Raw genomic sequence first — 24,276 nt, 5'->3', positions numbered from 1 at the left:
GGGCAATCTGCCTGTCGCGATTCAATTGGGGTAGGCAGGCCGGCAGGGACGGAAGCGCCCCGCCGGCCACAAGGTTACATGCCGCGGGTTGCCTCGAGCAGTTCGCTCGCTCCAAGTTCCTCTGCATAGGCGTCCTGCACCGGGCGGACGAGCTCGAGCATCGAATCGCGTCCTTCGAACTCGACGACCTCGATCTGCCCGGCATCCACCATCTGCTGAAGTTTCTCGCCATCTTCGCGGCTTTCCAACTCGCGCCCGAACGCACCGGCTTCGCGACCGGCTTCCATCACCGCGGCCTGAAGATCCTCGGGCAGGGCGTCGAAAGTCTTTGCGGACATCACGATGGGCCGCACCGTGATGGTATGCTGGGTCAACGTCACATAGGGCGCGACCTCGTAGAACTTGAGGTTCTGAATGGAAGCGGCCTCGTTCTCGAAACCCGCGATCACGCCGGTCTGAATTGCGTTGTAGACCTCGTTGTATGCGATCGCCGAGGGGGCCGCGCCAACGGCGGCGAAGGTCTGTGCCTGAATGGGCGCGCCCATGACGCGCATTCGGTGACCCGACAGTTCGTCCATGTTTGCGATCGGTTCGGCCGAGACGAGGTTGCGCACGCCTCCGCCCGCGTATCCAAGGATCACGATGCCCGCGGTTTCGCGCAATTCCGCCTCGAGTGGCTGGAGCGCGTCGGAGGACAGGACTGCGTTCCAGTGCTCCTGATCGCGGAAAAGGAAGGGCATATCCATGAGCGGGATCGAGGGTGAGAACACGGCCATGTTGGATGGGGCGATGATCGTGTAATCGACCGCGACGCCCTGGTTGAGATAGGTCACGTAATCGGATTCGACTCCGAGCTCGCCGTTCAGGCGCAAGTCGAAGGTGACGTCTCCATCATACTTCTCGCCCACCAGCTCCTCGAACTTGCGCAGGGTCTTGGTGAAGGCGTGTTCCTCATCAAACATGCTCGCGCCGCGCAGGGTAATGTCCTGTGCCTGGGCAGATCCCAGCGATAGCGCCGCTATGGCGGCCGCAAGAATGCTTCTCATCGTCAAGTGTTTCATTCAGTCCTCCCGTCGGGCCGTGGTTCGTGTGGATCTCTCGTCAGTCGGGCCCGGCCTGGGAGAGACGTTGCCGATGCCGGGGGCAAGTCCCGGCACGGGGTCATGAATTGTCAGGCTTCCTTTCGGATGGACCTGTTGTGCATCATCGAGTGCAGCAACGCGAAGCCGATGAAGCTCGCGCCCAGGAGTCCGGTGACAACCTCGGGAATATGCACAAGGGTCTGTGCGAACATGATGATCGAGAGCACGAGGATCGACCAGAACGCACCATGCTCGAGATAGCGGAACTCAGCGAGCGTCTTCTTTTCGACCAGCATGATCGTCATCGAGCGGACATACATCGCACCAATGCCGAGACCGATCGCGATCAGAAAAAGGTTCTGGGTCAATGCGAAGGCCCCGATCACACCATCGAAACTGAAACTCGCATCAAGGACCTCGAGATACAGGAACGCGCCCAGACCGCCGCGGGCCGCTTCGCTCGCAGCATCGGTCTTGTCGAGGATCTGGCCCAGCAATTCGAGCCCGAGAAACACGATCAAACCGAAAATGGCGGCGTAGAGGAAGGTCCCCTTCTCCGCCTCGGGCAGAACCGCAGAGAAGCCGATCATCACGAGCAGGACCAGTCCAATTTCCGTGCCCTTCACCGAGCCGACCCGCCTGAGCTGCCGTTCGAGACCCGCAATCCAGTCCACCTCCTTGCCTTGATCGACAAAATAGCCCAGCGCGACCATCATCAGGAAGGCGCCTCCGAATGCCGCGATCGAAAGATGCGCGCCGTGGATGATCTCCGCGTATTGGTCGGGATCGGTGGCCGCGAGATGAATGGCTTCGAACGGTCCGATCCCGGCCGCGACCACCACGATCAGGAGCGGGAAGACGATCCGCATTCCGAAGACGGCAATCAGGATGCCCCAGGTCAGGAACCGTTGCTGCCATATGGGCGTCATTCGTTCGAGCTTGTTGGCGTTGACGATGGCGTTATCGAAGCTGAGAGAAATCTCGAGCACGGCCAGAACGACGCCAATCAGGAAGAACCCCATGGCTCCGGACATGGTGCCATAGTAGGACCAACCCAGCCAGAACGCGCCCAAAAGGCCCGCGATGGTAACGATGAAGGCCCATTTGAAGTAGTCCAGCATGTCAGGTTCCGGCCCTCATCGGCTCTGTTCGGTTGTGAGAGTCTTCCGCCATTTGCTGAACTCGGCAAGTGTTGCATCCTGCGTCGCCGGGTAGAGGCCGATAATCGACTGGCCCGCCTGGACCCGCTCCAGCACGAAAGTCTCGAACTCGGTCATGCTGACGGCCTCGTCCGCCACCTCGTCGGCCAGTTCCGACGGGATGACGATCACACTGTCATCGTCACCCACGAGCACATCACCGGGGAAGATCGGCGCGTCGCCACAACCGATCGGCACATTGATGTCGATGGCCTCATTGGTCGTGAGGTTGGTCGGGCTGGATGGGCGGTTGTGATAAGTGGGGATTTCGAGCCGGGCGATATTCATCGAATCCCGAAAGCCGCCATCGGTCACCACACCGGCCACGCCTCGCTTCATCAGCCGTGTGACGAGAATGTCACCGGCAGAAGCCGCCGTGGCAGACTTGCGGCTGTCCATCACCAGAACGGCGCCGGGTGGGCAGATTTCCACCGCCTTGCGCTGCGGATGCTCGGGGTTGCGGAACTCGGCGAGCTGATTGCGATCTTCCCGCGCGGGCATGTAGCGCAGGGTAAAGGCGGGACCGACCATGTTCCGTCCCTTCGGCGCAAGAGGCCGTACATCCTGGATGACCTGCTGGCGAAGTCCGCGCTTGTAGAGCGCAGTGGCCAGCGTCGCGACGGACACCTTTTCGAGTTTCCTGCGGGTCTCGGGCTTCAAGTTCGGTTGAGTCATGACCTACCTCTGAAATTGGTGGTGCCTTCTGTTTGACGTTCTTGTGCGAGATGCGGCGGTTTCCGCTAGACAGCCAGGCATGGTGCCTCCCGCGCCGCGCGCCTTTCGGCCTGAATGTCCGGGTCCGGGCTGAGGCTCGCTTCCATCAGGGCCCGCGTATAGGGATCGCGTGGCGCGTCGAATATCTGCGCGACCGGACCCTGCTCGACGATCTGCCCCGATTTCATCACCACGACCCGATGAGCGAAATCCCGAACCAGCGGCAGGTCATGTGCAATGAAAAGGTAGCTCACGCCCAATTCATCCTGAAGGCGGGTCAGGAGCGCGGTGACCTGCGCCTGGATCGAGACATCGAGCGCCGAAACCGCCTCGTCGCAAATGATGAGCTTCGGTTCGAGTGCAAGCGCACGGGCAATGGCGATCCTCTGCCGCTGCCCGCCCGAGAACTGGTGCGGGTAGCGGTTGGCATGTTCGGCCTTGAGTCCGACCTGCTCCAGAAGCTCCGCAACCCGCATTCGCCAATGTGTTTTTGGCAAGATGTCCGGGTGGATGACGAAGGCTTCCGAAATGATGTCGAAGACCGACATACGCGGATTGAGCGATTGTGTGGGATCCTGAAAAACCATCTGGATGTCGCGCCGCGTCTCGAAGAGCTCGCGCGGCGAGAGTGTCAGCAGATCACGCCCTTCGAAGATTGCCTGTCCGCCCGAGGGCTCGACGAGCCGAAGCAACGTCTTGGCAAGTGTCGATTTTCCCGAACCGGATTCCCCCACGATTGCTACGGTTTCACCCGGCAGCACGGTAAGGTTGACCGCATCAAGCGCCTTGAACGCAAGATAGGATTTCGAGAGTCCCCGGATGTCGAGCAGGGGCTGCGCTGTCTCGCTCAGGGGCAGGGCCAGTTCTCCCGATCCGGGCACTGCGGCGATGAGCTTCTTCGTGTAGGGATGGACAGGGTTGCGATAAACCTCCCCCGCACTGCCGGTCTCGACGATCTCTCCGGCGTTCATCACCACCACCCTGTCGGCCACTTCCGCGACCACGCCGAGATCATGGGTGATGAGCAACAACCCCATCCCGGTTTCCCGCTGAAGCTCTTCCAGCAGCGCAAGGATCTGCGCCTGCACGGTAACGTCCAGCGCGGTCGTCGGCTCGTCCGCGATCAGGATTTCGGGTTCCATGGCGAGCGCCATGGCAATCATGATCCGCTGTCGTTGCCCTCCGGAGAATTGGTGCGGATAGGAATCCACCTTCTTCTCCGGCTCGGGAATGCCGACACGGGCCAGCAGTTCTATGGTGCGAGCCCGCGTGCCGGCACGCGGCTGTCCGTGTGCGATCATTGTCTCGGCGATCTGAAACCCGACGGTATAAACCGGGTTCAGATGGCTCAGCGGATCCTGGAAGATCATCGCGATCCGGTGTCCGTTGAGCGCACGCCTCTCCGACTCGCGCATTTCCAGGAGATTGCGGCCGTCGAAAAGGATCTCGCCCGCGACGATCTCTCCCGGCGGGCAGTCGATCAGGTCCATGATCGCCGACGCCGACACCGACTTGCCCGAACCGGATTCACCGAGAATGGCCAGAGTTTCGCCACGATCGAGATGCCACGACACGTTGCGCACCGCATTGACGGTCCCGTGGGATGTGTGGAAGTCGACCGAGAGGTTGCGAACTTCGAGCAGATGCTCAGGCATTTCTCTTCCTCCGTGTCTCGAGACGCCAGCGCTGGCCGGGGTCGAGCGCGACGCGCATCCAGTTCGACAGAAGATTGAGCGACATGGTGGTCAGCACGATGGCGATGCCGGGCCAGAAAGAGACCCACCAGGCGGTGGTGAGATACGGCCGGCCCTGCGCGACCATCAGCCCCCAGGTGATCTCGGGCGGCTGGATGCCGATGCCGAGGAAGGAGAGCGAGCTTTCGGCGAGCATCACGAAGGCGAAATCCAGCGTCGCGATCGTTACGAGAGTCGGCAGCACCACGGGCAGAATATGGCGGAATACGATGCGCCGGTTCGATGCACCCATCACCTTCGCGGCCTGAACGAACATCCGTTCGCGCACCTCCAGCACCTCCGCGCGTGAGGTCCGCAGGTAAACCGGAATGCGGGTGATGGCGAGAACCAGCACGAGGTTCCATGCCGAAGATTGCAGCATGAAGAGCACGATCACCGCGAGAAGCAGCGACGGGAAAGACATGATCACGTCCGCCAGCCGCAGGATGACCTGGCTTGCCGTCCGCGAGCTGTAGCCCGCGATCAGCCCGAGCGCAGTGCCGATCACCAATGAGCAGACCACGGCACCAGCCGCCACGAAGATCGTGTTCTGCGCCGCGACGATGATCCGTGCGAGCAGGGGCCGGCCGAGCGCATCACCGCCGAGCCAGAACAGCCAGTTGGCGGAGAAATCGAAGGGGGGTGCGTTGCGGCCACGCAGGTTCTGCTTTGTCGCCGCTTCCTCCAGAAGCGCTGGGCCGAAGATGGCGCAGAATGTCACGACGAGCAGGAAGACCACCGAGGCAAAGGCCAGCTTGTCGGCCCAGAGCATCCGCAGAACGGTCATTGCCGGGTTGGACGACGCGACGTCGGCGGCGGGTCGGGAAAGCTCCTGTTCACTCATCGCCATGGCTCAGTACCGGATCCGGGGGTCGAGGATTGAATACAAGATGTCGATCACGACATTCATGATGAAGATCAGCATGGCCGTGACCATGATGGCCGCGAGGATCACCGTGAAATCCCGTTGCAGGATGGAATCGATCATCAGCTTGCCGACGCCCGGAAAGCCGAAGATCGTTTCGACGACCACTGCCCCGTTCAGAAGTGCGGCGGCCTGATCACCGATCACCGTGATGACGGGCAGCATGGCATTGCGCAGCGCATGAACGAAGATGATGGGACGATTGCGCAACCCCTTGGCGCGCGCCGTCTTCACGTAGGCCGAGTTGAGGACCGTGATCATCGAGCCCCGCACGATCTGCAGCACGAGCCCGAAGGGCCGGACGAAGAGCACGCTCACCGGCATCACCCAGTGCCAGACGCTGCCCGTGCCGGACGTTGGAAGCCAGCCGAGGTTGACCGAGAAGACCACGATGGCGACGATTGCGACCCAGAAGTCCGGCACGCTTGCGCCGACCAGCGAGAAGAAGGTCGCGATCCGGTCGAAGATGCCGCCCTGCCGGAAGGCCGCGAGCGAACCGATGACGACCGCGAGCGAGATCACAAGCGCCATGGTCACGCCCGCAAGCTTCAGCGTCCAGCCGACCCCGCGCAGCACCACATCGATCGCGGGCTCCGAGCGGCGGATGGATTCGCCGAAATCGAGCCGGACAAGATCGCCCATGTAGTGCAGGAACTGGAGGATCAGCGGCTGGTCGAGCCCGTGGATCTGGCGGAACTGGGTCTTGGCTTCCTCCGACGCGTCGAGCGGGAGGTAGAGCCCGGTCGGGTCCCCGGTCAACCGGCTCAGGAAGAACACGAGTATGACAAGCCCGATGAGGGAGAGACCGCTTGCAACGGCTCGTTTTCCCAGAAAGGCTAACATGGCGAGGATCTCCGAATGTCGGGTTTGGGGCGGCCGTCGCGACCGCCCCGGCCCGAACGTGGCTTACTTGAACTCGATCTGTGCGAGTTGCAGTTCGCTGTTGGTGCGGATGGTCGGGGTGAACTCGAGCCGTTCGTTGACGCGGCTGAAGCCCACCATGTGGAACAGCATCACATCGGCGATCACCTCTTCATGCAGGTATCCGAACAGCTCCCGCCAGAGTTCTTCGCGCTCATCGCCCGTGGCTGCCGTGGCCGCCGCAATCATGTCGTCCACCTTCGGGTCGGTGATACCCGATTGCTGGCCCTCGGAGTGATACTTGAAATACATCGAGAAGACCGGATCGCCGCTGGCATTGTCATGCTGCGCCTGGATCATCTCCGGCCCGCGGTTTTCCGGGAAGGGCTTAGCGTAGCGTTCCAGCCATTCCGCCACCTCGACCATCTGCAGGTTCATGTTGAAGCCCACGTCCTCGAACATGGTGTGCAGGGCTTCCATGGTCTCCAGCACATTGCCGAAATTGTTGATCCGGCCGATCAGCGTGATTTCCTCATCCACCGGCACACCATCCGCGCGGGCTTCCTCGAGCAGTTCGCGGGCACGGTCGGGGTCGTAGGGGTAGGGTTCCAGATCCGGGTCATAGCCCAGCGTCGAGGGCGGCGTGATGCCGGTGGCGATCAGCGTTCCGTCCGCCAGGATGGTGCCGACGAAGGCCTCGCGATCCACGGCGAGGTTGAGCGCCTCGCGCACCCGGCGATCATTGAGTGGCGGTTGTTCGTGCTCGATGCGCAGGAAGACCGTCTCGGAATTGGGATAGGAGAAGTCGATCGCAGGGTCGGTGGCATCCTGCAGTGCGATGTTGGGTGCGATGTCCGCCTCGCCGGTCGCAACCATCGCGGCACGCACTGCGCTGTCGGAGCGGAAGACATATGTGGCCGAGGTAACGGCCGGTGCCTCGCCCCAGTAATCGGGCCGTGCGGAAACCTTGATGTGCTTGCCCCGCTCATACTCGTCGAAGGTGTAAGGACCGGTCCCGATGGGATGATCGACGAAGCTGTCCAGAGGCGTGTCGGATTTGGTGACCGTCACCGTGGACATCAGCATCGGCAGGATCGGCTGTGCCGGATCGGCCGTAACGTCGATGGTGTGGTCGTCGACGATCTCAGTGGTGATGTCGATGCCGCCGAAGAACTTCGCGCCGATCTCGCAGGCGATGTCGGGCGATTTCATCCGTACCAGCGAATGCGCCACGTCCGCCGCATCCAGCGGATCACCGTCGCTGAAGGTCACGCCCTCGCGCAGCTTGAAGCGCCAGGTACCGTCGCCCATGTCTTCCCAACTTTCCGCAAGACGCGGCTGAAGACCCGTGCTCGGGTCGAGCTCGGTCACTGTCTCGGAAATATTCTGGAAGATCACCCTTCCGACATTGGATTTGGTCGAGGAGCAGGGTTCGACGATCTCCAGCTCTTCGGACAGAACAACTGTCACTGAGCCGTCCTGTGCATGAGCTGCCACTGCGGTGGAGGCAAGCAGAAGCGCCGCGAGACGCGTTGGATGCATGGCCATGACATTCCTCCCAGAGAATGAGCCGTTTTTTCTTACTTTGTTTCACGGGCGTCTCCGGCCCGTTGCAGCGAAAGAAGAAGCAAACCGGCACACAAGTAAATTCCAAATTTGGATTGCAACGATGCGCAATTTGTATCAACAATCTGACGGCGGTTGCAGGGAGGCGAAGCCGGTGGCTCAGGGACAGTTCGAGTATTTTCAGCTCAGGTGCTTCGTCGCAGTCGCGGAAGAGTTGAGTTTCCGGCGCGCCGCCGACCGGATGAACATGACCCAGCCGCCGCTCTCGCGTCAGATCAAGCTCTTGGAAGATCGGGTGAATCTGAGACTCTTCAACCGAAGCAGCCGTCAGGTCGAACTCACCTCGGCAGGGCGGAGCTTCTATCACAGCGCGCTTGAGATCCTGCAGAAATCCGAGCAGGCGGTTTTGAAGGCGCGGCAGGCCGAGCGGGGGGATGTGGGGGAGATCTCCATCGGCTTCGTGCCCTCCTGCGGTCTGCGGTTCATCCCGCAGATCGCGGTTCGCGCGGCAGAGATCATGCCGAATGTCAGGCTGAATCCCGTCGAGATGATGGGGTATGAGATCATCGAGGCGCAGCGCTCGGGGCGAATCGACATCGGTCTGACGCGCATGGAGCGCGAGCGCAACGAGATCGAACGGCGGCGCGTCGTCAGCGAACCCTTCGTTGTCGCGATCCCGCGAACACACCACCTTGCGGAAAAGCAAGACCTGACCATCTCCGATTTCGATGGCGAGCCCTATGTCTCTTTCACCGCCGACACGGGCGGGTTCCTTCTCGAAACCATGCGCGCGCTCTTTCTGGCGTGCGGCATTAATCCGGACAAGCGCATTTCAGCGAGCCAGACCCATACTATCGTCAGTCTCGTCAATCACGGCCTGGGGTTTGCGCTGGTTCCGAAATCCATTCGGATCGTGCAGCTCGAGCATATCGTCTACCGCGAGATCGACCTGCCGCAGCAGTTCCGGTCGGACATGTACATGGTCTCGAAGCCGGACGAGAGTTCGATCCTGATCGGGCGCATGAAGGAGCTCGTGGCCGACACACTGAGGCCCTTCAGGCCCTTCGACTAACCTTTTCGGCCGCTTGTCCGAGAGTCTTGGTGGCGCAGTGGGGCACCGGGATGTATCCTTCCAGGGACAGGAGCTCGTTTGTGCCGCCCGGTCGGCCAGAGTTGGGGGCTGTCGCGGGAGGAAGATGGATGTGCAGAATGTTTGCGGGTCAGGACCCGGATAGATACGCGCTGGAGACACGGCGCATGAGATTGAATGGCCAGAGCACGAGCATCCGGCTAGAGAAGTCTTTCTGGCGGATCATCGACGAAATTGCCGCGAGCGAAGGCATCACCACGCCCGCCTTCGTCTCCAAGCTGCATTCGGAAGTGCTGATGCTTCACGGCGAGCCCCAGAACTTCACCTCGCTCTTGAGATGTACCTGCCTCGTCTATCTGGAAAATTGCCCAACGCTTCTCGCGGCGGAATAGGCGGGCGGGCCGGGAAAGCGGTGCAGTAACAGAATACTACCAAACGAGGCTGAAGCTGCGCCTAGACTTCTCTCCCAAGCCATACCGACGAGGAGAGAAAATGGCAAAGGCCATCCACAGCATGATCCGTGTGCTCGACGAGGCGCGCTCCGTCGAATTCTACGACAAGGCCTTCGGCCTGAAGGTCGCGGATCGCCTGGATTTCGACAGTTTCACGCTGGTCTACATGAGCAACGACGAAGCCGGCTTCGAGGTGGAGCTTACCATCAACAAGGGCCGGACCGAGCCCTACAACCTCGGTGATGGCTACGGCCATCTCGCGGTCTCCGTGCCGGATGTCGCGTCTGAACATGCACGCTTCGAGGCCGAAGGCCTCAGTCCCCGCAAGCTCGTGGAATTCAAGAATGACGGTAAGCTGATCGCGAAGTTCTTCTTCGTGGCCGATCCGGACGGATATGAAATCGAGGTTTTGGAACGGGCAGGACGTTTCCAGTGACCGGACCGGGCACATAAGCCCGGCCGCAAAGAACAACAGGGAGAACAACATGAACAGCCAGACAAGCCGGGTGGCACTCACCCGGCGCCAGCTTCTGTCCCGCAGCATGGGGGCGGGCGCATCCTTCGTCATCGGTGCGGGGTTCGTAGCTGCACCCGATGCGGCCTGGGCACTCGAGACCACGGCCCTCAAGCCACATTCCATGGCCACGCTGATCCTGATGGCGCGGGATATCTACCCGCATGACCGTATACCGAACGAGAACTATGCCATAGCGGTGAAGGGCTACGATACGCCCGAGGCGGCCGAGGCCATCGAGGCCGGGGTGGCAGGGCTCGACACGCTCGCGCAGGGCACAGGTTACGCCGATTACCTCTCCGTCGGATGGGAGCGCGACCGGGTGGACCTCCTGCGCCAGATCGAAGGCAGCGCCTTCTTCCAGTCCATTCGGGGCGGGCTCGTCACCGGGCTCTACAACCAGAAAGCCGTCTGGCCGGTCTTCGGCTATGAGGGCGAGTCATACTCGGAGGGCGGCTACATCGACCGCGGCTTCGATGACATCAACTGGCTCTGAGCGCGGGGAGAGAAAACATGTCTGCACCTTTTGATCTCAGCGACGACAGTGTCGTGGTCGTCATCGGCACCGGTTCGGGTGGCGGGGTTCTGGCCAATGAACTTGCCCAGAAGGGCGTGTCCGTCGTCGCCCTCGAAGCCGGCGGGCGCTACCTGCCCGAGGATTACATCAACGATGAATGGGAGAGCTTCGGCCAGCTTGCTTGGGTCGATCCGCGCACCACGAGCGGTGACTGGCGGGTGTCGCGCGACTTTCCCGGCCTCCCGGCCTGGATCGTGAAAGCCGTGGGTGGCACCTCGATCCACTGGGCGGGCGCAAGCCTGCGCTTCCAGGAACACGAGTTCCGCGTCAAGACGGAATACGGCGACGTCGCGGGCGCGAACCTGCTCGATTGGCCGATTACCCTTTCGGAAATGGAGCCGTGGTACGACCTCGCGGAAAAGAAGCTCGGCGTGACCCGGACCAACGACATGCCGGGCCTGCCGGGCAACAACAACTTCAAGGTCTTCGAGGCCGGTGCGAAAGCCATCGGCTACAAGGAAGTTCACACCGGGCGAATGGCGATCAATTCGACCGATTATGACGGCCGCATGGCCTGCCAGCAGACGGGCTTCTGCTTCCAGGGATGCAAATGGGGCGCGAAATGGTCTGCAGCCTACACCGACATCCCGCGTGGCGAAGCCACTGGAAACCTCGAGGTGCGGTCCAACGCGCATGTCCTGCGGATCGAACATGACGACCAGGGGCTCGTGACGGGCGTGATTTACAAGGACGCGGAGGGCAACGAGCAGCGCCAGAGCGCGCGGATCGTCTGTGTCGCGGGGAACTCCATCGAAAGCCCGCGCATCCTGCTCAATTCCGCTTCGAACATGTTCCCGGACGGGCTCGCCAATTCTTCGGGCCAGGTCGGGCGGAACTACATGCGTCACACCACCGGGTCGGTCTACGGTGTCTTCGACAAGCCGGTGCGCATGTGGCGCGGGACCACGATGGCCGGCATCGTGCAGGACGAGGCGCGCCACGATCCGTCGCGCGGCTTCGTGGGCGGTTTCGAGCTCGAAACCCTCGCGCTCGGCATTCCGTTCATGGCGGCCTTCCTCGATCCGGGCGGCTGGGGGCGCGAGTTCACCTCGGCCCTCGACAGCTACGAGAACATGGCGGGCATGTGGATCGTCGGCGAGGACATGCCGCAGGAGACCAACCGCATCACGCTGAACCACGATGTGACCGACGCGCATGGGATGCCTGTTGCGGACGTGCATTTTACCGATCACCCGAACGATACGGCAATGCGTGACTATGCCTATGCCAAGGGAATCGAGATCTACGAGGCGGTGGGCGCGACCCGGACATTCCCGACGCCACCCTATCCCTCGACGCACAATCTCGGCACCAACCGCATGTCCGAGAACCCGCGCGACGGGGTGGTCAACAACTTCGGCCGCACCCATGACATCCCGAACCTCTATGTCTCGGACGGGTCGCAATTCACCACCGGGGCGGCGGAAAACCCGACCCTGACCATTGTGGCATTGGCCATTCGGCAGGCGGATCACATCGCGGGAGAACTCTCGAAAGGGAGTCTCTGAGACGCGTGCAAGCATACACCGGGGCGTGGATCGCCCCGGTTTCCCGCTCCGAAAACCCACCATTCCCGCGTATGGTTTCGGTATGGAAAGCGTATGAAAAAGGTATGGCTGAATCGGCGGGCACGCGCTTCGCGCCGTCCCTAAACCATGAGGCACGCAAACGGTTGTCCCCCTGCCATCGGGTGACCTAGCTTGCGGCCATGCGCCAGATCCTGCCCGTTGCCCTCTTCACCGCGGTTTATGTCTGCGGCTTCACCCTCTGGTTCGTCGCCAGCGGCAACATGGAGTTCATGGTCTATGTCGCGACCATGCTGGGGCTCATCGCGCTGGTCGGCCTGACGCTCAGGATGGCGGCCTATCCCGTTCCGATGCTCTGGGCACTCTCGTTCTGGGGGCTCCTGCACATGGCGGGCGGCGGGGTGCCGGCTGCGGGGGCCGTGCTCTACAATCTACCGCTTCTGACGATCGTGGAGGTGCAGGGGAGCGTCATCCTGAAATACGACCAGGTCGTTCACGCCTTCGGCTTCGGCGTCACCGCATGGCTGCTGCACCACGTCCTGACCCGGCACTACCCGGAAACCCGCGGTTCCTGGACGGCCTTCGCCTTCCCGCTCTTCGGGGCCATGGGGCTCGGGGCGCTCAATGAGATGATCGAGTTCGCGGCGGTTCTTGCGGTGCCGGACACGAATGTCGGGGGGTATATCAATACGGCCCTCGATCTCTGCTTCAACGCGCTCGGCGCGCTGGTCGCGGTCCTGCTGGTGACGCGAAGATAGAGATGGCAGCGGGGCCGGATCGCTGCCGATCCCGCCCCGCCATCCGTTCGATGCCTACTGCTGCAGGTCGAGACGGTAGAAGCTGGCCTGCACGTAATCCCCGGCCTCGATGCCGTCATTGTCGCAGGCGGTGCCCCAGATCGGGTGCTCGGTGCCCATGTTGCACTGGTTGTAGGCGCCGGCCTTCAGGTGCATCGCATCGTCGGCATAGCCGCGGTCGATCGGATGGCCCTCGAGGCCCTTGCCCAGATCATGGGTGAAGACCTTGGTTTCCTCCTGTGGAGTGCCGAGCGCCTTGGTGAAGGTGAGGGTCATCTCCGTGCCCTCGACGTCGATCTCGTAGGAGATGATCTCGCCGAGCAGGATGCCATCCTCGGGGTCGTCAGATGCCTTGGTCAGTTCGTGGCTGCCCCAGACATCGGTGGAGATGTCATAGCGCTCGCCCTCGTCCTCGGGCCGGACCTCGTAGTTCCAGAACAGCGAACCGTGATCGTGCTCGGGCATCTTGCGGTAGAAGATCTTCAAGGGCTCGGTCTTGCCGAGACCGTGGATCTGGCCGATCACCACGGAATAGGCCGGGAACTTCTGATCGTCGCCGCTGGTGCTGACCCAATCGACCGACAGGGTTGCCGAGAGCGTGCCACCCACGGCGCCGTATTCCGTGGGGTTCGGGTGGTTCGTCAGAACGAAGTTGTTCTTCGGTTCCTTCTCCCCGATCCGCAGGTCGCCCCGGCGCAGCATGGCGTGCAGTTCGCTGCGCACGTTGCTGCTGTTGGGTGTCGTGACGGCCTTGTTCGGCGCGCGGAACACCATCGCGCCGGTTTCGGGATCGGTGAAGAACCAGTCCGGATGGGTGTAGCCCGCGTTGAGAACCTTCTCGTTCACCTCGAGGACCATTCCTTCCCGCTCCGGCTTGTGATCCGGCTCGGGGATATTGATCATGAAGGACCAGATGTTGAAATTCTCGCTCGGCGGCTTCGACGGATCGAGCGTTTCGCTGAGTTCCTGCTTGAGCTCCTTCTGGTCTTCGATGGTGTCCGCGAACGCGATGTTGGCGGTGGTGAGGCCGCCGGCGGCGATGGCCGCACAGAAACAGGCGTTGATATGTTTCACTTTGATATTTCCCCCTAGACGCTTTTGAAAATTTTCGAGGCACAATCGATCGCAGTTAACTGGTAGACTAGTATGCGATCCTGGCTGAAGGTGGGAGATCAACGTTAAATTGTCAAGATGCGGCTTTGGCGCGCATGGCAAAAATCTGCCGCGCAAACATTGCAGCGGTTTGTCAAGCGGTGCCAGCAGCGGGCCGGGGGGGGCGGTGCAACGCCGCCCGTTCCATGCGGTTTACGGTGACGACATGGCCTGAGCCGGCGGTGTGTCCTTGCATTGGCGATGCGCCGGCCCGGCTGGGCGGGCCGCCGCAGGCAAGGCGCCTTCGGCCTGTTGCGCGCCATGTTCTGCTGGCACCACTGGCGTCTTGGCCATGAAGCGCCCCAGCCGAATATCCGGCAGGGGGGGCCGAGATCGGGGCTGCAAGCCTACTGCGAGGGTAGGGCCCTTCGCGCCACACCTGCGGGGGGCAGGACACCGGCGGGCGTTTCGCGTGGCTCGGCGCTGTAGTTGAACCAGAATCGCTCGGTGGCCGTGTCGCGGATGCGTACGCCCTCGGGCAGGGTCTGGGTTGCGATGCCTGCCTCGGCGCAAAGCTCTCGCGTCAGCCGGTCGAGCCCGTCGGCATCCAGAAGACTGCCCGCGTAGGTCAGGTTGCCCGCGCGGACAACCGCCGCCTCGCCGTCCTCGGCGCGCAGGATTGTTTCCGCGCTGCCTTCGAGGAACTCGCGGTAGCCGCTGACCGCGCCCCCGCCTTCGAGCGGGATCGGCAGGTCGGGGCGGATGCTCTCAAGCCGCGAGACAGTGACATCGAGTCCGGGCAGAGCCGGGGGAAGCGGCACGGGGATCACCATGTCGCGGTCGCGCGCGCCCGTGCGCGGTCCGAGCCAGACCTGCGCGCCGGTCGCGGTCCATGTGGTCTTGAGGTGCCGGGGCATGTGCATCAGGCCGGGGGCTGCGATCAGCCTGTAGCCCGTCATGTCGGCATCGTGCGGCACGATATCGACCGACAGTCCGGCGCGACGCAGGGCGCGATAGTGGTCGAGCACGATGCCGAAATAGCTCAGCCCCGCGCCATGGGGCTGCACCTGCCACGCCCAGTCGGCATCATAGTCGAAAACGAGTGCGACGGGTGCTTGGCGGTTGGCGACTTCGGGCGCGTCGGCCAGTTCGCGCGCAACCTGCTCGGCCTCGAGAAGGCCCGGAGCCGCGGCACTGTCCGGGCGCAACAGGCCGGAGTGAAGCTGTTCCTGCGCGAAGGGGGCCTGGCGCCAGCGGAAATAGCAGACCGCCTCGGCGCCGTGTGCGAAGGCCTCCCAGCTCCAGAGCCGCACCATGCCGGGCAGGGGCGCGGGGTTGTAGGGCGCCCAGTTCACCGGGCCGGGCTGCTGCTCCATCACCCACCAGCGTCCGCGACCGACCGCGCGGTAGAGATCGTGGTGGAAAGCCTGGAAATCCGGGTCGCCCTGGCGCGCATAGGCGCGCTGCCGGGCGGGCTCTGCGCCGACACGGTCCTCGAGGAAGCCGAGCGGGTAGCTGTCCCAGGTGGCGATGTCGAGATCCGCGCCGGTCCGGTAGTGGTCGAAATCGGTGATACGGCCCATGTAGTTGTGCGAGATCGGCGCGTCGGAATGGGCGCGGATGATCTCGGCCTGAACACGGTTGAAACGCACGACCTGGTCCGAGGAGAAGCGGCGGAAAGCCAGCGCGTGGGCCGGGTTCGGTTCCGTCACCGTGAGGTTCGGCAGGCCGATCTGCTCGAAGGTGTCGTATTCCATCGACCAGAAGACGTTGCCCCAGGCGCGGTTGAGCGCGTCGGTGGATTGGTAGCGCTGGGCGAGCCAGTCGCGGAATGCTGTCTCCGCGGCCGCCGAGTAGGAGATCACCGTGTCGTGGCAGCCGTATTCGTTGTCCGTCTGCCAGGCGGCGACATGGGGGTTGCGGCCGTAGCGCCGGGCGATTTCCGTGACGATCCGGCGGCATTCGGCAAGGTAGCCCTCGTGGCTGAAGCAGTAGTGCCGCCGGGAGCCGAAGCCGCGGGGACGCCCCTCCGCATCGATCGCCAGCATGTCCGGGTGCTTGTCGACCACCCAGCGCGGTGGCGTAGCGGTGGGGGTGCCGAGGACGACCTTGAGGCCGGCTGCGCCGAGGGTTTCGATGGCGCGGTCGAGCCAGTCCCAGCGGAAATCGCCGGGGGCGGGCTCGAGGCGCGACCAGGCGAACTCGCCGACCCGCACCCAGGTGAGGCCCGCGCGGGCCATGCGGGCGGCATCCTCGGCCCAGATCTCTTCCGGCCAGTGTTCGGGGTAGTAGCAGGTGCCGAGGGTGCGCTGCATGGGGAGGTGTCCGTCAGGTGAGAATGGTCGGGTCAGGTGAAGGCCGCGTCGTAGGCCGCGACGATCTCGTCGGCCCGCGCGCGGATGTCGGCGACGGAGAAGCCGGGCTTGAAGATGCCGGTGCCGATGCCGAAGCCGGTGATGCCGGCCTTGTGCCAGTCAGCGAAGTTCGCCGGGCCGACCCCGCCCACTGCGTAGGCCTTCGTGCCTTTGGGCAGGACCGCGGAAAGCGCCTGGTAGCCGTCGGTGCCGAGCTTGAAGGCGGGGAAGAGCTTGATGCCGTCCGCGCCGGCGCGGATCGCGGCGAAGGCCTCGGTGGGGGTGAGCACGCCCGGATAGGAGAGCATGGCATTGGCCTTGGTGGCGCGGATTACCTCCGGGTTGCAGTCGGGCGAGACGACCATCTGCGCGCCGATGAAGGCAAGGCGTGTCACCGCCTCCACGTCCAGCACCGTGCCCGCGCCGATGGTGGCGCTCTCGCCCGCGGTCTCGATCATGCGGGCGATGCTGTCGAAGGGGTCGGGGGAGTTCAGCGGCACCTCGATGCGGGTCACGCCCGCCTCGATCAGGGTCTCGGCCACGGGGTTGGCTTGCTCCGGCTCGATGCCGCGCAGGATTGCGATGATCTCACGCATCAGGACTGGATCTCCTCGAATTCATGGAATGCGGCGGTCAGCCCGCGCAGGGTGATCTCGTCGCCCGGGACCACATCCGCCGCGGCGCCCTGCGCCTTGAGGGCGGCGAGATAGGCGGAGGCGAGACCGGTCGCGCCGATGATGCGCACCTCCTGCCCGAGCCAGTAGGGGCGCGCGGCGGCAAGCTCGGCTCCGATCAGGAGGCCCGAGAGGCGCGCGCGGGCGGTCTGCGGCGCGAGGTCCGCGAGCAGGGCGCCAGCACGCAGGGCGAAGAGGCCGCCGGCCATGTCCGCGGGCCGCGAGATCGCGTCATCCACCGCCTCCGAGAAGGCCGCGTCGTCCCAGCCTGCGTCGGCGATCGAATGGCGCAGCACGGAGCGGGCGCTCAGAAGCTCGAACATCTCGCCGGTCATGAAGGTGCGGAAGCTGACGATCTCGCCCGCGGAGATATGCGCCCATTTCGTGTGGGTGCCGGGCAGGCAGATCACGCCGTCGAAGCCGGGCTTGTCCGCGAGCAGGCCCGCGATCTGGGTTTCCTCGCCGCGCATGACATCGGCGGGTTTCATCTGCTTGACGCCAGGCAGGATGAAGACCTCCAGGCGCGGATCGCTGCATGTAACCCGTGTCGCCTGGGCGAGCGAGGGCGGCTTGCAGGGCACCGCGGCATAGGGGGCCTCGGCCCAGCCCTGGCGCGAGCCGGCCATGCCGCAGACGATCACCGGCAGCCTGCCGCTCGCGGGCAGGTGGGGCCCGAGCAGTTCGACGAGCGTGGGCTCGAACCCGTCGCGGGGCAGCCGGCCCATTCCCTTCTCGGAGGTGAGCCCGGCGAGCACCTTGCCGGAACGCGCCATCAGCCAGACGCGCAGGTGCGACGTGCCCCAGTCCACGGCCACCCAGTCGGGCATGACATGTGCATCGCCCATCACGTGTCCCACCCGTTTGCTGTCGTCTCGCGGCGGGGTTTCGGGATCTCGTGCATGGTCTGCTCCATCGCGCAAAGTCAAAGTCGGTGACCTTCGATCACCCACATGGTTTCGGGAAAGCTCCACGGCAGCGTCAGGCCGTGGTGCATGAGGTAGCGGCCGCTCAGGTCGAGCGCGCCGTCCTTGAGTGCCGGCGTGCCGCGGGACAGTGCGGGCGCGTCGCCACGGTTTCTTAGGTCCACCCGGTAGAGCGCATCCGGGTCGAGCCGGGTAAGCCGCAAGGGGCGCGGGGCGATCTGCGCCGAGGTGTCGGCCTTTCCGGCGAAGACGACGAACCGTGTGCCATCGCGCGCGATCTGTTCCTCCGCGATCACTGCCGAGTCCGGGCTCTCGAGGCGCAGGATGTCGGCGCGCTCCATCCAGGCGCGGTTGTCCTTCCACCACTGCGTCACCTCGCAGAGTACATGGACCTCATCCTCGGTCAGTTCGCGGGGGTCCATCTCGAAGCCCATGTGCCGCTGCGCCGCGACCCAGGCCCGAAAGCGGATGTCGAGAATGCGGCCGGAAGTGTGGCACTGGCGCGGTCCGACATGGCTGCCGGTGACCGAGAGCGGCAGGAAGATCGCCGCGTTGTGCTGGATGCGGAGCCGTTCGAGCGCATCGTTGCTGTCCGAAAGCCAGACGCGCTGGGTGCGCTTCAGGATGCCGAAATCGATCCGTCCGCCGCCCGAGGCGCAGCTTTCGATCTCCACGGCCGGAAAATCGGCGCGCAGCCGGTCGATGAGCGCATAGGAGCCGCGGGTCTGCGCCGCGTCGGGCATGGGCAGGACGCGGTTGTGGTCCCATTTGATGTAGTCGATCTCATGCGCCGAAAGGATCGCGGCAATCCGCGCGTAGAGGAACTCGCGCACCTCCGGCAGCGCCATGTTCAGCGCCTTCTGGTGACGCCCGAGGATCTGGTCCTCGGAGCCTAGCGCCCAGTCTGGATGGCGGCGGTGGATGTCGCTGTCGGGGTTGATCATCTCCGGTTCGAACCAGATCCCGAAGCTCATGCCGAGACCGTGGACATGATCTATGAGCGGTCCCAACCCGTCGGGATACTTGCGCGGGTCGACCTCCCAGTCGGAAAGCGCGCGGGTGTCGTCGTCGCGATTGCCGAACCAGCCGTCATCGAGGACGAAACGCTCGGCCCCAAGGGCGGCGGCGTGATCGGCGATCTCCCTGAGTTCGGGCAGGTTGTGATTGAAATAGATCGCTTCCCAGCAGTTGTAGTGCACCGGCCGCGGACGGTCGGGGTGGGGGAAGGTGACGATCTCGTCGCGCAGATGGCGCTGGAACGAGATCGCGCAGCCATTGATCCCGTCGCTGGAATAGACCGCGAAGAGCGGGGCGGTCTCGAAGCGGGTCTGGGCCTCGTATTCCATCCGGGCCGCATGGCCGAACTGGATTTGCCGCCGCCCGTCGGGCAGTTCCTCGGCCACCATGCGGTGCCCGCCGGACCAGCCGTAGTGGAAGCCGAAGACTTCGCCGTGGCAATTGGTCGCGCCGCGGCAGGGCACGATCAGGCCGGGGAAATGCTCATGGCCCGTGCGGCCGGTGCGGTTCTCGCGGTAGCGGATGCCCGGCGACCAGGCGGTGCGGTTGGCCTGGAATTCGCCGCACCAGCGCCCGGCGAAATCGATCATCTCGTCGGAGAGCTGCGGTGCGGGGAAGACCGGCGCCGCGAGCCAGTGAAGGTTGACCGGTGTTTCGCTTTCGAGCACCGCACGCGCCTCGATCACATGGGTCGCCGGCGTGATGGTGTAGATCGCCCGGTAGGTCAGCAGCCCCGTTTGGTCGCGGTAGACCAGTTCCAGCCGGTCGGGGGCCTCGATCGCCTCCTCGAAGCAGAACTTCGGCAGAAGCGGGTTGCCCGATCCGTCGCGCAGGATCAGCCCGGGCTGACCGGGAAAGCTGCGCGTGGCCTCGGGGCAGATCGAGAGCTCCGGGTTGCGGTCGAGCATTCCGCCCGTGACGTCGATGCCGTAGGCGCGGAACAGCGTCGTGCGATCCTCGCCATCGGGCAGCCTCGGGCCCCAGTAGACCACCTCCGGAAGGTGGTCGTTCTCCGAGGCCAGAACGATGCTCTGGCGGGCGTCCTGTAGACACCAGTGTCGGATCATTTTACGGCTCCGAGCGTGAGGCCTGCGATGAAGTGGCGCTGCATCAGGAAGAACATGGCCACGGGGGGCAGGGCCGCGACGATGCTGCCGGCGCTCATCAGGTTGTAGGCCGCGCGATACTGCGCGTTGAAGCTGGTGATCCCGGCCGTGACAGGCTGGCTTTCGGCTCCCTGCGTCAGCACCACCGCCCAGAAGTAGTCGTTCCAGATGAAGGTGAAGATCAGCACCGACAGCGCGGCGATGGCCGGCTTCATCAGCGGCAGGACGATGTACCAGAAGATCCGCCATTCCGCCACGCCTTCCACCCGGGCGGCCTCGATCAGCTCGAAGGGCAGGGCGCGGATGAAGTTGCGCATGAAGAGCGTGCAGAACCCGGTCTGGAAGGCTATGTGGAAGAGCACGAGCCCCATCTTGGTGTTGTAAAGGCCGAGATCGAGCGTGAGATCGCGCACCGGCACCATCAGGATCTGGAAGGGCACGAAGTTTCCGGCCACGAACATGAAGAAGATCCAGAGGTTCGCCTTGAACTTGTAGATCCCCAGCGCAAAGCCGGTCATGCAGCTCAGCGCCACCGCACCGATCACCGTGGGCACGGTGATGAGCACGGAGTTCATCAGGTAGCGCGGCATGTCGGACTGGAAGAACACCTTGCCGTAGTTGTCGAAGCCCGCGAACGCCGAGGGCATGCCCCAGTAGTTGCCGGAGGTGAAATCCGCGTCTGGTTTCATCGAGAAGACCGCCACCGCGATCAGCGGCAGGAGCCAGGCGACGAGCGCAACCGGGATCAGGGACTGGTAGGTGAGCTGCCAGCTGCGCGAGGAATGTTCGATCGGTTTCGGGAACATCAGCGGCCGCCTTTCTCTTCGCGGTACATCGACCAGAGGAAATAGGTGATGAAGCAGAGCATGATCAGGAACAGCACCACGGCGATGGCCGCGCCGTAGCCCATGCGGAAGCCATATTCGGAGAGCGCCTTCTCGAACATGTAGAAGGAGAGCACGCGGGTGGAGCCGAAGGGGCCACCGTTGGTCATGATCGAGATCAGGTCGAAGGAGCGCAGGGCGCCGATGATCGTGACCACAAAGGCGATGAAGGTCGCGGGCCGGAGCTGCGGGATGATGACGTGCCAGAGCATCCGCCAGCCCTTCGCACCGTCGAGCCGGGCGGCCTCGATCTGTTCTGGGTCCACGGCGTTGAGCCCGGTGAGGTAGAGGATCATGCAGTAGGCGATCTGGGGCCAGAGACCGGCTGCGATAATGCCATAGGTCGCGAGCGTCGGGTCGCCCAGCACGTTGACCGGCCCGAGCCCCACAATGCCGAGGATCGAGTTCAGCAGCCCGAAGGTCGGGTCGTAGAACCAGGTGAAGACGAGGCCGACGACCACCTGCGAGATCACGAAGGGGAAGAAGAACATCGACTTGTAGAGCCGGATCCCGGTCACGGTCTGGTTCAGGAAGAGCGCGATGAAGAGCCCGCCCGGAATGGCCAGCAGGTAGAGCACGAGCCATTTGAAGTTGTTCCAGAGCGAGACATCGAAGGCCCGGTCGGTGCCGAGTTCGCGGTAGTTCGCGAGACCGACGAATTGCGGCTCGCCGAGTCCGTCCCACTGGTAGAAGGAGATATTGAAGCTCTGGAAGATCGGAAAGATGACGTAGAACAGGAAGAAGATCATCCCCGGCGCGAGGAAGAGCCATGGCGTGATGGCCTGGGCGCGCGAGCGTTTGCGGCTCGACAGGGGCGATGCCGTATCCTGTGGCAAGGCGGTGTTGGACATTGGGTTTCTCCGCAGCACCGGGGCATGCACCAGCGGCCCGGCGGGAGCCAGGCGCGGTCATGCACGGGAAGCGACCGGCAGCCCCGTCAGGGCTGCCGGATCAGGGGGTCGGATCTCAGTAGATGCGTCCGCGGGCCTGCTCGAGACGGGCGAGGATGTCATCCAGGTTGTCCGGGAAGACCATGAACTCCTGGAACCCTTCCATGGCCACGGAGGCCATTTCGGCGGGCGCATCGCGGTCGAAGAACTGGGCCACGCCGCCGGGGCTGTTGGAGCTCAGCATCTCGAAGCCCTGGATCAGCATCTCGTCGTCGCCCACGGCGCTCTGCGCATTCACGGGCAGCTGTCCCAGCTTGTCGCCGGCGTTGATCTCGGTCTGCACGTCGGCGGAGACGACGAACTTCAGGAATTCGCGCGCGGCTTCCTTGTTCTCGGCACCCGAGGGGATGTGGAACGTGTCGGTCGGCGCGTCTTCGGCCAGTTCGACATCCGGGTTAATGACCGGGAACTGGTAGAAGTCGAGCTGGTCGTCGCTCAGGCCCGCCTCGCGCAGCGGGGCCACCGCGAAGTTGCCCATGAGGTAGGCCGCGGCGTCGCCGTTGGTCATGAAGGGCAGGGCTTCCTGCCAGCTGTAGGACTGGTGGTTGTCGATGAAGGCGCCCATGTCGATCAGCTCACGCCAGTTGGCGAAGGTGGCCTTCACGCGCTCATCGGTCCATTCCACCTCGCCGTTGGTCAGCGCCATGTGGAAGTCGTAGCCGTTGGTGCGCATGTTGAGGTAGTCGAACCAGCCGCCGGCGGTCCAGAGGAACTTGGTGCCGATGGTGAAGCACTTACGGCCCGAATCGAGGATCGCCTGGCAGTTGGACTTCAGTTCATCCCAGGTCGTGGGCTCGGAAAGGCCAAGCTCGTTGTAGATGTCCTCGCGATAATAGACGCCCCACTGGTAGTAGGTATAGGGCACGCCCCACTGCTTGTCGTCGAGGGTCATCGCGCCCTTGGTGGAGGCGAGGTTCTCGGAAATCTCGGGATCTTCCCAGATGTCGCTGACATCCTCGAAGAGGCCCGCGTTCACATAGGGACGCATCCGGTTGGCCGCATACCAGTTCGCGACATCCGGCGGGTTGGCGGTGAGGAAGTTGCGGATCTGCGTCTTGTAGGCTTCGCGGTCGATAATGGTGAGCTCGACCGTGAGATCGGGGTGCATCTCGTCGAACTGGGCGGCGAGCTCTTCCATCACGGCGCGCGGCGCCGGGTTGGACATGTCCGAAAAGATCTTGAGCGTGCCGCTCAGCTCGGCCAGCGCGGGGGTCGCGAGGCCGGTCGTCATGGCGAGCACGGCCGCCGCTTTCGTGATGGTCTTCATTCCAGGTATCCTCCCAAGTGGACAGTCAATGGTTCCGAATATTGGAACTCGTTTCTAACTATTGAAACTATGCTTGATTCGGGCTAAGAATGTCAACAACCGCGGTCGGCAGGCCCGACAGAAAGACAACAACTGGCGGGAAATCAGGGAGTGCGGGATGAACGCGCATGTGGAACAGGGCGGCGTGTCTGACGGAACGGTCGGAAAGGCGCTGCATGTCATGGATCTCGTCGCCAGCAAGGGGCGGCCCGTCCGCTTCGCGGAGCTTCTCTCCGAATCTCCCTATCCCAAGGCGACGCTCTACCGCCTGCTCCAGACCCTCACGAACCAGAAGATGCTCGCCTACGACGAGGACACGCAGTTCTACAGCCCCGGCCTCAGGCTGGTGCGCCTTGCCCACGCGGCCTGGCAGCAGAGCTCCATCGCGCCGATTGCGCGGCCCTTCCTGGATGAGCTGTCCGCGAAGGCGGGCGAAACCATCCACCTCGCCCAGCTCGATGGCGGGCAGGTGCTCTATGTCGACAAGCGCAACGCGCTGCGGCCTGTCGAGATGTTCTCGCGGGCGGGCAAGGTGGGGCCCGCCTATTGCACCGGAGTGGGCAAGGCCATGATGGCCTTCCTTCCCCCGGACAGGCAGGCCGAGGCAATCGCGATGCAATCCTTCTTCCGGCATACCCCGCACACGCTCGCGGGCCCGGAGGAACTGCAGGCCGAGTTGCAGGTCATCCGGCAGGAGGGAATTGCCTTCGACCGGGAGGAGCACGAACCCGGCATCATCTGTATCGCGGCACCCATCATCGCCGGAAACGGACGCGTGCTCGGGGGGCTCTCAATAACAACGGCGACCCAGAAGAAGGACTTCGATGCGCTCCAGGCGCATCGGGGTGATCTCGTCGAAACTGCAGCAGAAATAGCCCAAGCCGCCGAATCCTGGCAGTTTCCGGGCTGAAGAAAAAAGGGGAGGAATACCGAA

Annotated in this window: 22 protein-coding genes; 7 read left to right on the top strand and 15 right to left on the bottom strand. The window is 63.6% G+C overall.

Annotated features, from left to right (window positions below; translation table 11 throughout):
* Positions 1-74: 74 nt before the first annotated feature.
* From ACP15W_RS13030 to ACP15W_RS13000, 7 genes are all read right to left on the bottom strand, one after another.
* Positions 75-1,061 (bottom strand): TRAP transporter substrate-binding protein, encoded by a 987-nt coding sequence (locus ACP15W_RS13030; RefSeq protein WP_424933330.1) that lies wholly within the window; start codon positions 1,059-1,061, stop codon positions 75-77.
* A 110-nt stretch (positions 1,062-1,171) separates the two neighbouring features.
* Complete coding sequence (locus ACP15W_RS13025; RefSeq protein WP_424933329.1) at positions 1,172-2,203, bottom strand: DUF475 domain-containing protein; 1,032 nt, start codon at positions 2,201-2,203, stop codon at positions 1,172-1,174.
* Positions 2,204-2,218: 15 nt separating this feature from the next.
* Positions 2,219-2,956, bottom strand: a complete 738-nt coding sequence (locus ACP15W_RS13020) for a ribonuclease activity regulator RraA (protein ID WP_424933328.1) — start codon at positions 2,954-2,956, stop codon at positions 2,219-2,221.
* A 65-nt stretch (positions 2,957-3,021) separates the two neighbouring features.
* On the bottom strand, positions 3,022-4,650 hold the full coding sequence (locus ACP15W_RS13015) for an ABC transporter ATP-binding protein (protein WP_424933327.1): 1,629 nt from the start codon (positions 4,648-4,650) through the stop codon (positions 3,022-3,024).
* The gene (locus tag ACP15W_RS13010) at positions 4,643-5,572 is read right to left on the bottom strand and encodes an ABC transporter permease (protein ID WP_424933326.1); all 930 of its coding nucleotides are present in this window, start codon (positions 5,570-5,572) and stop codon (positions 4,643-4,645) included. The genes ACP15W_RS13015 and ACP15W_RS13010 overlap by 8 nt, the downstream gene beginning before the upstream one ends.
* Before the next feature lie 9 nt (positions 5,573-5,581).
* Positions 5,582-6,496, bottom strand: coding sequence for an ABC transporter permease (locus ACP15W_RS13005; RefSeq protein WP_424933325.1), 915 nt, complete (start codon positions 6,494-6,496; stop codon positions 5,582-5,584).
* 63 nt (positions 6,497-6,559) lie between these two features.
* Complete coding sequence (locus ACP15W_RS13000) at positions 6,560-8,062, bottom strand: ABC transporter substrate-binding protein (RefSeq protein ID WP_424933324.1); 1,503 nt, start codon at positions 8,060-8,062, stop codon at positions 6,560-6,562.
* Between the two features lie 172 nt (positions 8,063-8,234).
* On the opposite strand from ACP15W_RS13000, the gene ACP15W_RS12995 reads away from it, so the two are divergent.
* The 6 genes from ACP15W_RS12995 to ACP15W_RS12970 all read left to right on the top strand — a co-directional run bounded on the left by ACP15W_RS12995 (position 8,235) and on the right by ACP15W_RS12970 (position 12,997).
* On the top strand, positions 8,235-9,152 hold the full coding sequence (locus ACP15W_RS12995) for a LysR family transcriptional regulator (protein ID WP_424933323.1): 918 nt from the start codon (positions 8,235-8,237) through the stop codon (positions 9,150-9,152).
* Positions 9,153-9,280: 128 nt separating this feature from the next.
* A complete protein-coding gene (locus ACP15W_RS12990) occupies positions 9,281-9,562 on the top strand; it encodes a ribbon-helix-helix domain-containing protein (RefSeq protein WP_424933322.1) in 282 nt (93 codons plus the stop codon).
* A gap of 100 nt (positions 9,563-9,662) precedes the next feature.
* A complete protein-coding gene (locus tag ACP15W_RS12985; RefSeq protein ID WP_424933321.1) occupies positions 9,663-10,058 on the top strand; it encodes a VOC family protein in 396 nt (131 codons plus the stop codon).
* A gap of 49 nt (positions 10,059-10,107) precedes the next feature.
* Complete coding sequence (locus tag ACP15W_RS12980) at positions 10,108-10,632, top strand: Twin-arginine translocation pathway signal (protein WP_424933320.1); 525 nt, start codon at positions 10,108-10,110, stop codon at positions 10,630-10,632.
* Between the two features lie 17 nt (positions 10,633-10,649).
* Positions 10,650-12,221, top strand: a complete 1,572-nt coding sequence (locus tag ACP15W_RS12975) for a GMC family oxidoreductase (protein WP_424933319.1) — start codon at positions 10,650-10,652, stop codon at positions 12,219-12,221.
* Between the two features lie 200 nt (positions 12,222-12,421).
* Positions 12,422-12,997, top strand: coding sequence for a DUF2238 domain-containing protein (locus ACP15W_RS12970; RefSeq protein WP_424933318.1), 576 nt, complete (start codon positions 12,422-12,424; stop codon positions 12,995-12,997).
* Between the two features lie 54 nt (positions 12,998-13,051).
* Here the strand turns inward: ACP15W_RS12970 and ACP15W_RS12965 are convergent, their stop codons facing one another.
* From ACP15W_RS12965 to ACP15W_RS12930, 8 genes are all read right to left on the bottom strand, one after another.
* Positions 13,052-14,110 (bottom strand): polysaccharide lyase family 7 protein, encoded by a 1,059-nt coding sequence (locus ACP15W_RS12965; protein ID WP_424933317.1) that lies wholly within the window; start codon positions 14,108-14,110, stop codon positions 13,052-13,054.
* A 425-nt stretch (positions 14,111-14,535) separates the two neighbouring features.
* Positions 14,536-16,443, bottom strand: coding sequence for a beta-galactosidase (locus tag ACP15W_RS12960; RefSeq protein WP_424933316.1), 1,908 nt, complete (start codon positions 16,441-16,443; stop codon positions 14,536-14,538).
* A 32-nt stretch (positions 16,444-16,475) separates the two neighbouring features.
* On the bottom strand, positions 16,476-17,081 hold the full coding sequence (locus tag ACP15W_RS12955) for a 2-dehydro-3-deoxy-6-phosphogalactonate aldolase (protein WP_424933411.1): 606 nt from the start codon (positions 17,079-17,081) through the stop codon (positions 16,476-16,478).
* Complete coding sequence (locus ACP15W_RS12950; protein WP_424933315.1) at positions 17,078-18,001, bottom strand: 2-dehydro-3-deoxygalactonokinase; 924 nt, start codon at positions 17,999-18,001, stop codon at positions 17,078-17,080. Before ACP15W_RS12950 ends, ACP15W_RS12955 begins: the two co-directional genes overlap by 4 nt.
* Positions 18,002-18,078: 77 nt before the next feature.
* Positions 18,079-20,163: an alpha-galactosidase gene (locus ACP15W_RS12945; RefSeq protein ID WP_424933314.1), complete on the bottom strand. Its 2,085-nt coding sequence runs from the start codon at positions 20,161-20,163 to the stop codon at positions 18,079-18,081.
* The gene (locus ACP15W_RS12940) at positions 20,160-21,008 is read right to left on the bottom strand and encodes a carbohydrate ABC transporter permease (protein ID WP_424933313.1); all 849 of its coding nucleotides are present in this window, start codon (positions 21,006-21,008) and stop codon (positions 20,160-20,162) included. Before ACP15W_RS12940 ends, ACP15W_RS12945 begins: the two co-directional genes overlap by 4 nt.
* Positions 21,008-21,937, bottom strand: a complete 930-nt coding sequence (locus ACP15W_RS12935; protein ID WP_424933312.1) for a carbohydrate ABC transporter permease — start codon at positions 21,935-21,937, stop codon at positions 21,008-21,010. The genes ACP15W_RS12940 and ACP15W_RS12935 overlap by 1 nt, the downstream gene beginning before the upstream one ends.
* 115 nt (positions 21,938-22,052) lie before the next feature.
* Positions 22,053-23,303, bottom strand: a complete 1,251-nt coding sequence (locus ACP15W_RS12930) for an ABC transporter substrate-binding protein (protein ID WP_424933311.1) — start codon at positions 23,301-23,303, stop codon at positions 22,053-22,055.
* 157 nt (positions 23,304-23,460) lie between these two features.
* Here ACP15W_RS12930 and ACP15W_RS12925 point away from each other — a divergent pair, with 157 nt between their 5' ends.
* The gene (locus ACP15W_RS12925) at positions 23,461-24,252 is read left to right on the top strand and encodes an IclR family transcriptional regulator (protein ID WP_424933310.1); all 792 of its coding nucleotides are present in this window, start codon (positions 23,461-23,463) and stop codon (positions 24,250-24,252) included.
* Positions 24,253-24,276 lie beyond the last annotated feature (24 nt).

Source organism: Amaricoccus macauensis (assembly GCF_049800915.1).
Classification (GTDB): Bacteria; Pseudomonadota; Alphaproteobacteria; order Rhodobacterales; family Rhodobacteraceae; genus Amaricoccus; species Amaricoccus macauensis_A.
This window is presented reverse-complemented; position numbering and strand designations above follow the sequence as displayed.

Bases quoted from the DNA above. Each gene is read 5' to 3' on its own strand.
- ACP15W_RS13030 (WP_424933330.1), bottom strand. From the start codon at position 1,061: ATGAAACACTTGACGATGAGAAGCATTCTTGCGGCCGCCATAGCGGCG.
- ACP15W_RS13025 (WP_424933329.1), bottom strand. From the start codon at position 2,203: ATGCTGGACTACTTCAAATGGGCCTTCATCGTTACCATCGCGGGCCTT.
- ACP15W_RS13020 (WP_424933328.1), bottom strand. From the start codon at position 2,956: ATGACTCAACCGAACTTGAAGCCCGAGACCCGCAGGAAACTCGAAAAG.
- ACP15W_RS13015 (WP_424933327.1), bottom strand. From the start codon at position 4,650: ATGCCTGAGCATCTGCTCGAAGTTCGCAACCTCTCGGTCGACTTCCAC.
- ACP15W_RS13010 (WP_424933326.1), bottom strand. From the start codon at position 5,572: ATGAGTGAACAGGAGCTTTCCCGACCCGCCGCCGACGTCGCGTCGTCC.
- ACP15W_RS13005 (WP_424933325.1), bottom strand. From the start codon at position 6,496: ATGTTAGCCTTTCTGGGAAAACGAGCCGTTGCAAGCGGTCTCTCCCTC.
- ACP15W_RS13000 (WP_424933324.1), bottom strand. From the start codon at position 8,062: ATGGCCATGCATCCAACGCGTCTCGCGGCGCTTCTGCTTGCCTCCACC.
- ACP15W_RS12990 (WP_424933322.1), top strand. From the start codon at position 9,281: ATGTGCAGAATGTTTGCGGGTCAGGACCCGGATAGATACGCGCTGGAG.
- ACP15W_RS12985 (WP_424933321.1), top strand. From the start codon at position 9,663: ATGGCAAAGGCCATCCACAGCATGATCCGTGTGCTCGACGAGGCGCGC.
- ACP15W_RS12980 (WP_424933320.1), top strand. From the start codon at position 10,108: ATGAACAGCCAGACAAGCCGGGTGGCACTCACCCGGCGCCAGCTTCTG.
- ACP15W_RS12975 (WP_424933319.1), top strand. From the start codon at position 10,650: ATGTCTGCACCTTTTGATCTCAGCGACGACAGTGTCGTGGTCGTCATC.
- ACP15W_RS12970 (WP_424933318.1), top strand. From the start codon at position 12,422: ATGCGCCAGATCCTGCCCGTTGCCCTCTTCACCGCGGTTTATGTCTGC.
- ACP15W_RS12960 (WP_424933316.1), bottom strand. From the start codon at position 16,443: ATGCAGCGCACCCTCGGCACCTGCTACTACCCCGAACACTGGCCGGAA.
- ACP15W_RS12950 (WP_424933315.1), bottom strand. From the start codon at position 18,001: ATGGGCGATGCACATGTCATGCCCGACTGGGTGGCCGTGGACTGGGGC.
- ACP15W_RS12945 (WP_424933314.1), bottom strand. From the start codon at position 20,163: ATGATCCGACACTGGTGTCTACAGGACGCCCGCCAGAGCATCGTTCTG.
- ACP15W_RS12940 (WP_424933313.1), bottom strand. From the start codon at position 21,008: ATGTTCCCGAAACCGATCGAACATTCCTCGCGCAGCTGGCAGCTCACC.
- ACP15W_RS12935 (WP_424933312.1), bottom strand. From the start codon at position 21,937: ATGTCCAACACCGCCTTGCCACAGGATACGGCATCGCCCCTGTCGAGC.
- ACP15W_RS12930 (WP_424933311.1), bottom strand. From the start codon at position 23,303: ATGAAGACCATCACGAAAGCGGCGGCCGTGCTCGCCATGACGACCGGC.
- ACP15W_RS12925 (WP_424933310.1), top strand. From the start codon at position 23,461: ATGAACGCGCATGTGGAACAGGGCGGCGTGTCTGACGGAACGGTCGGA.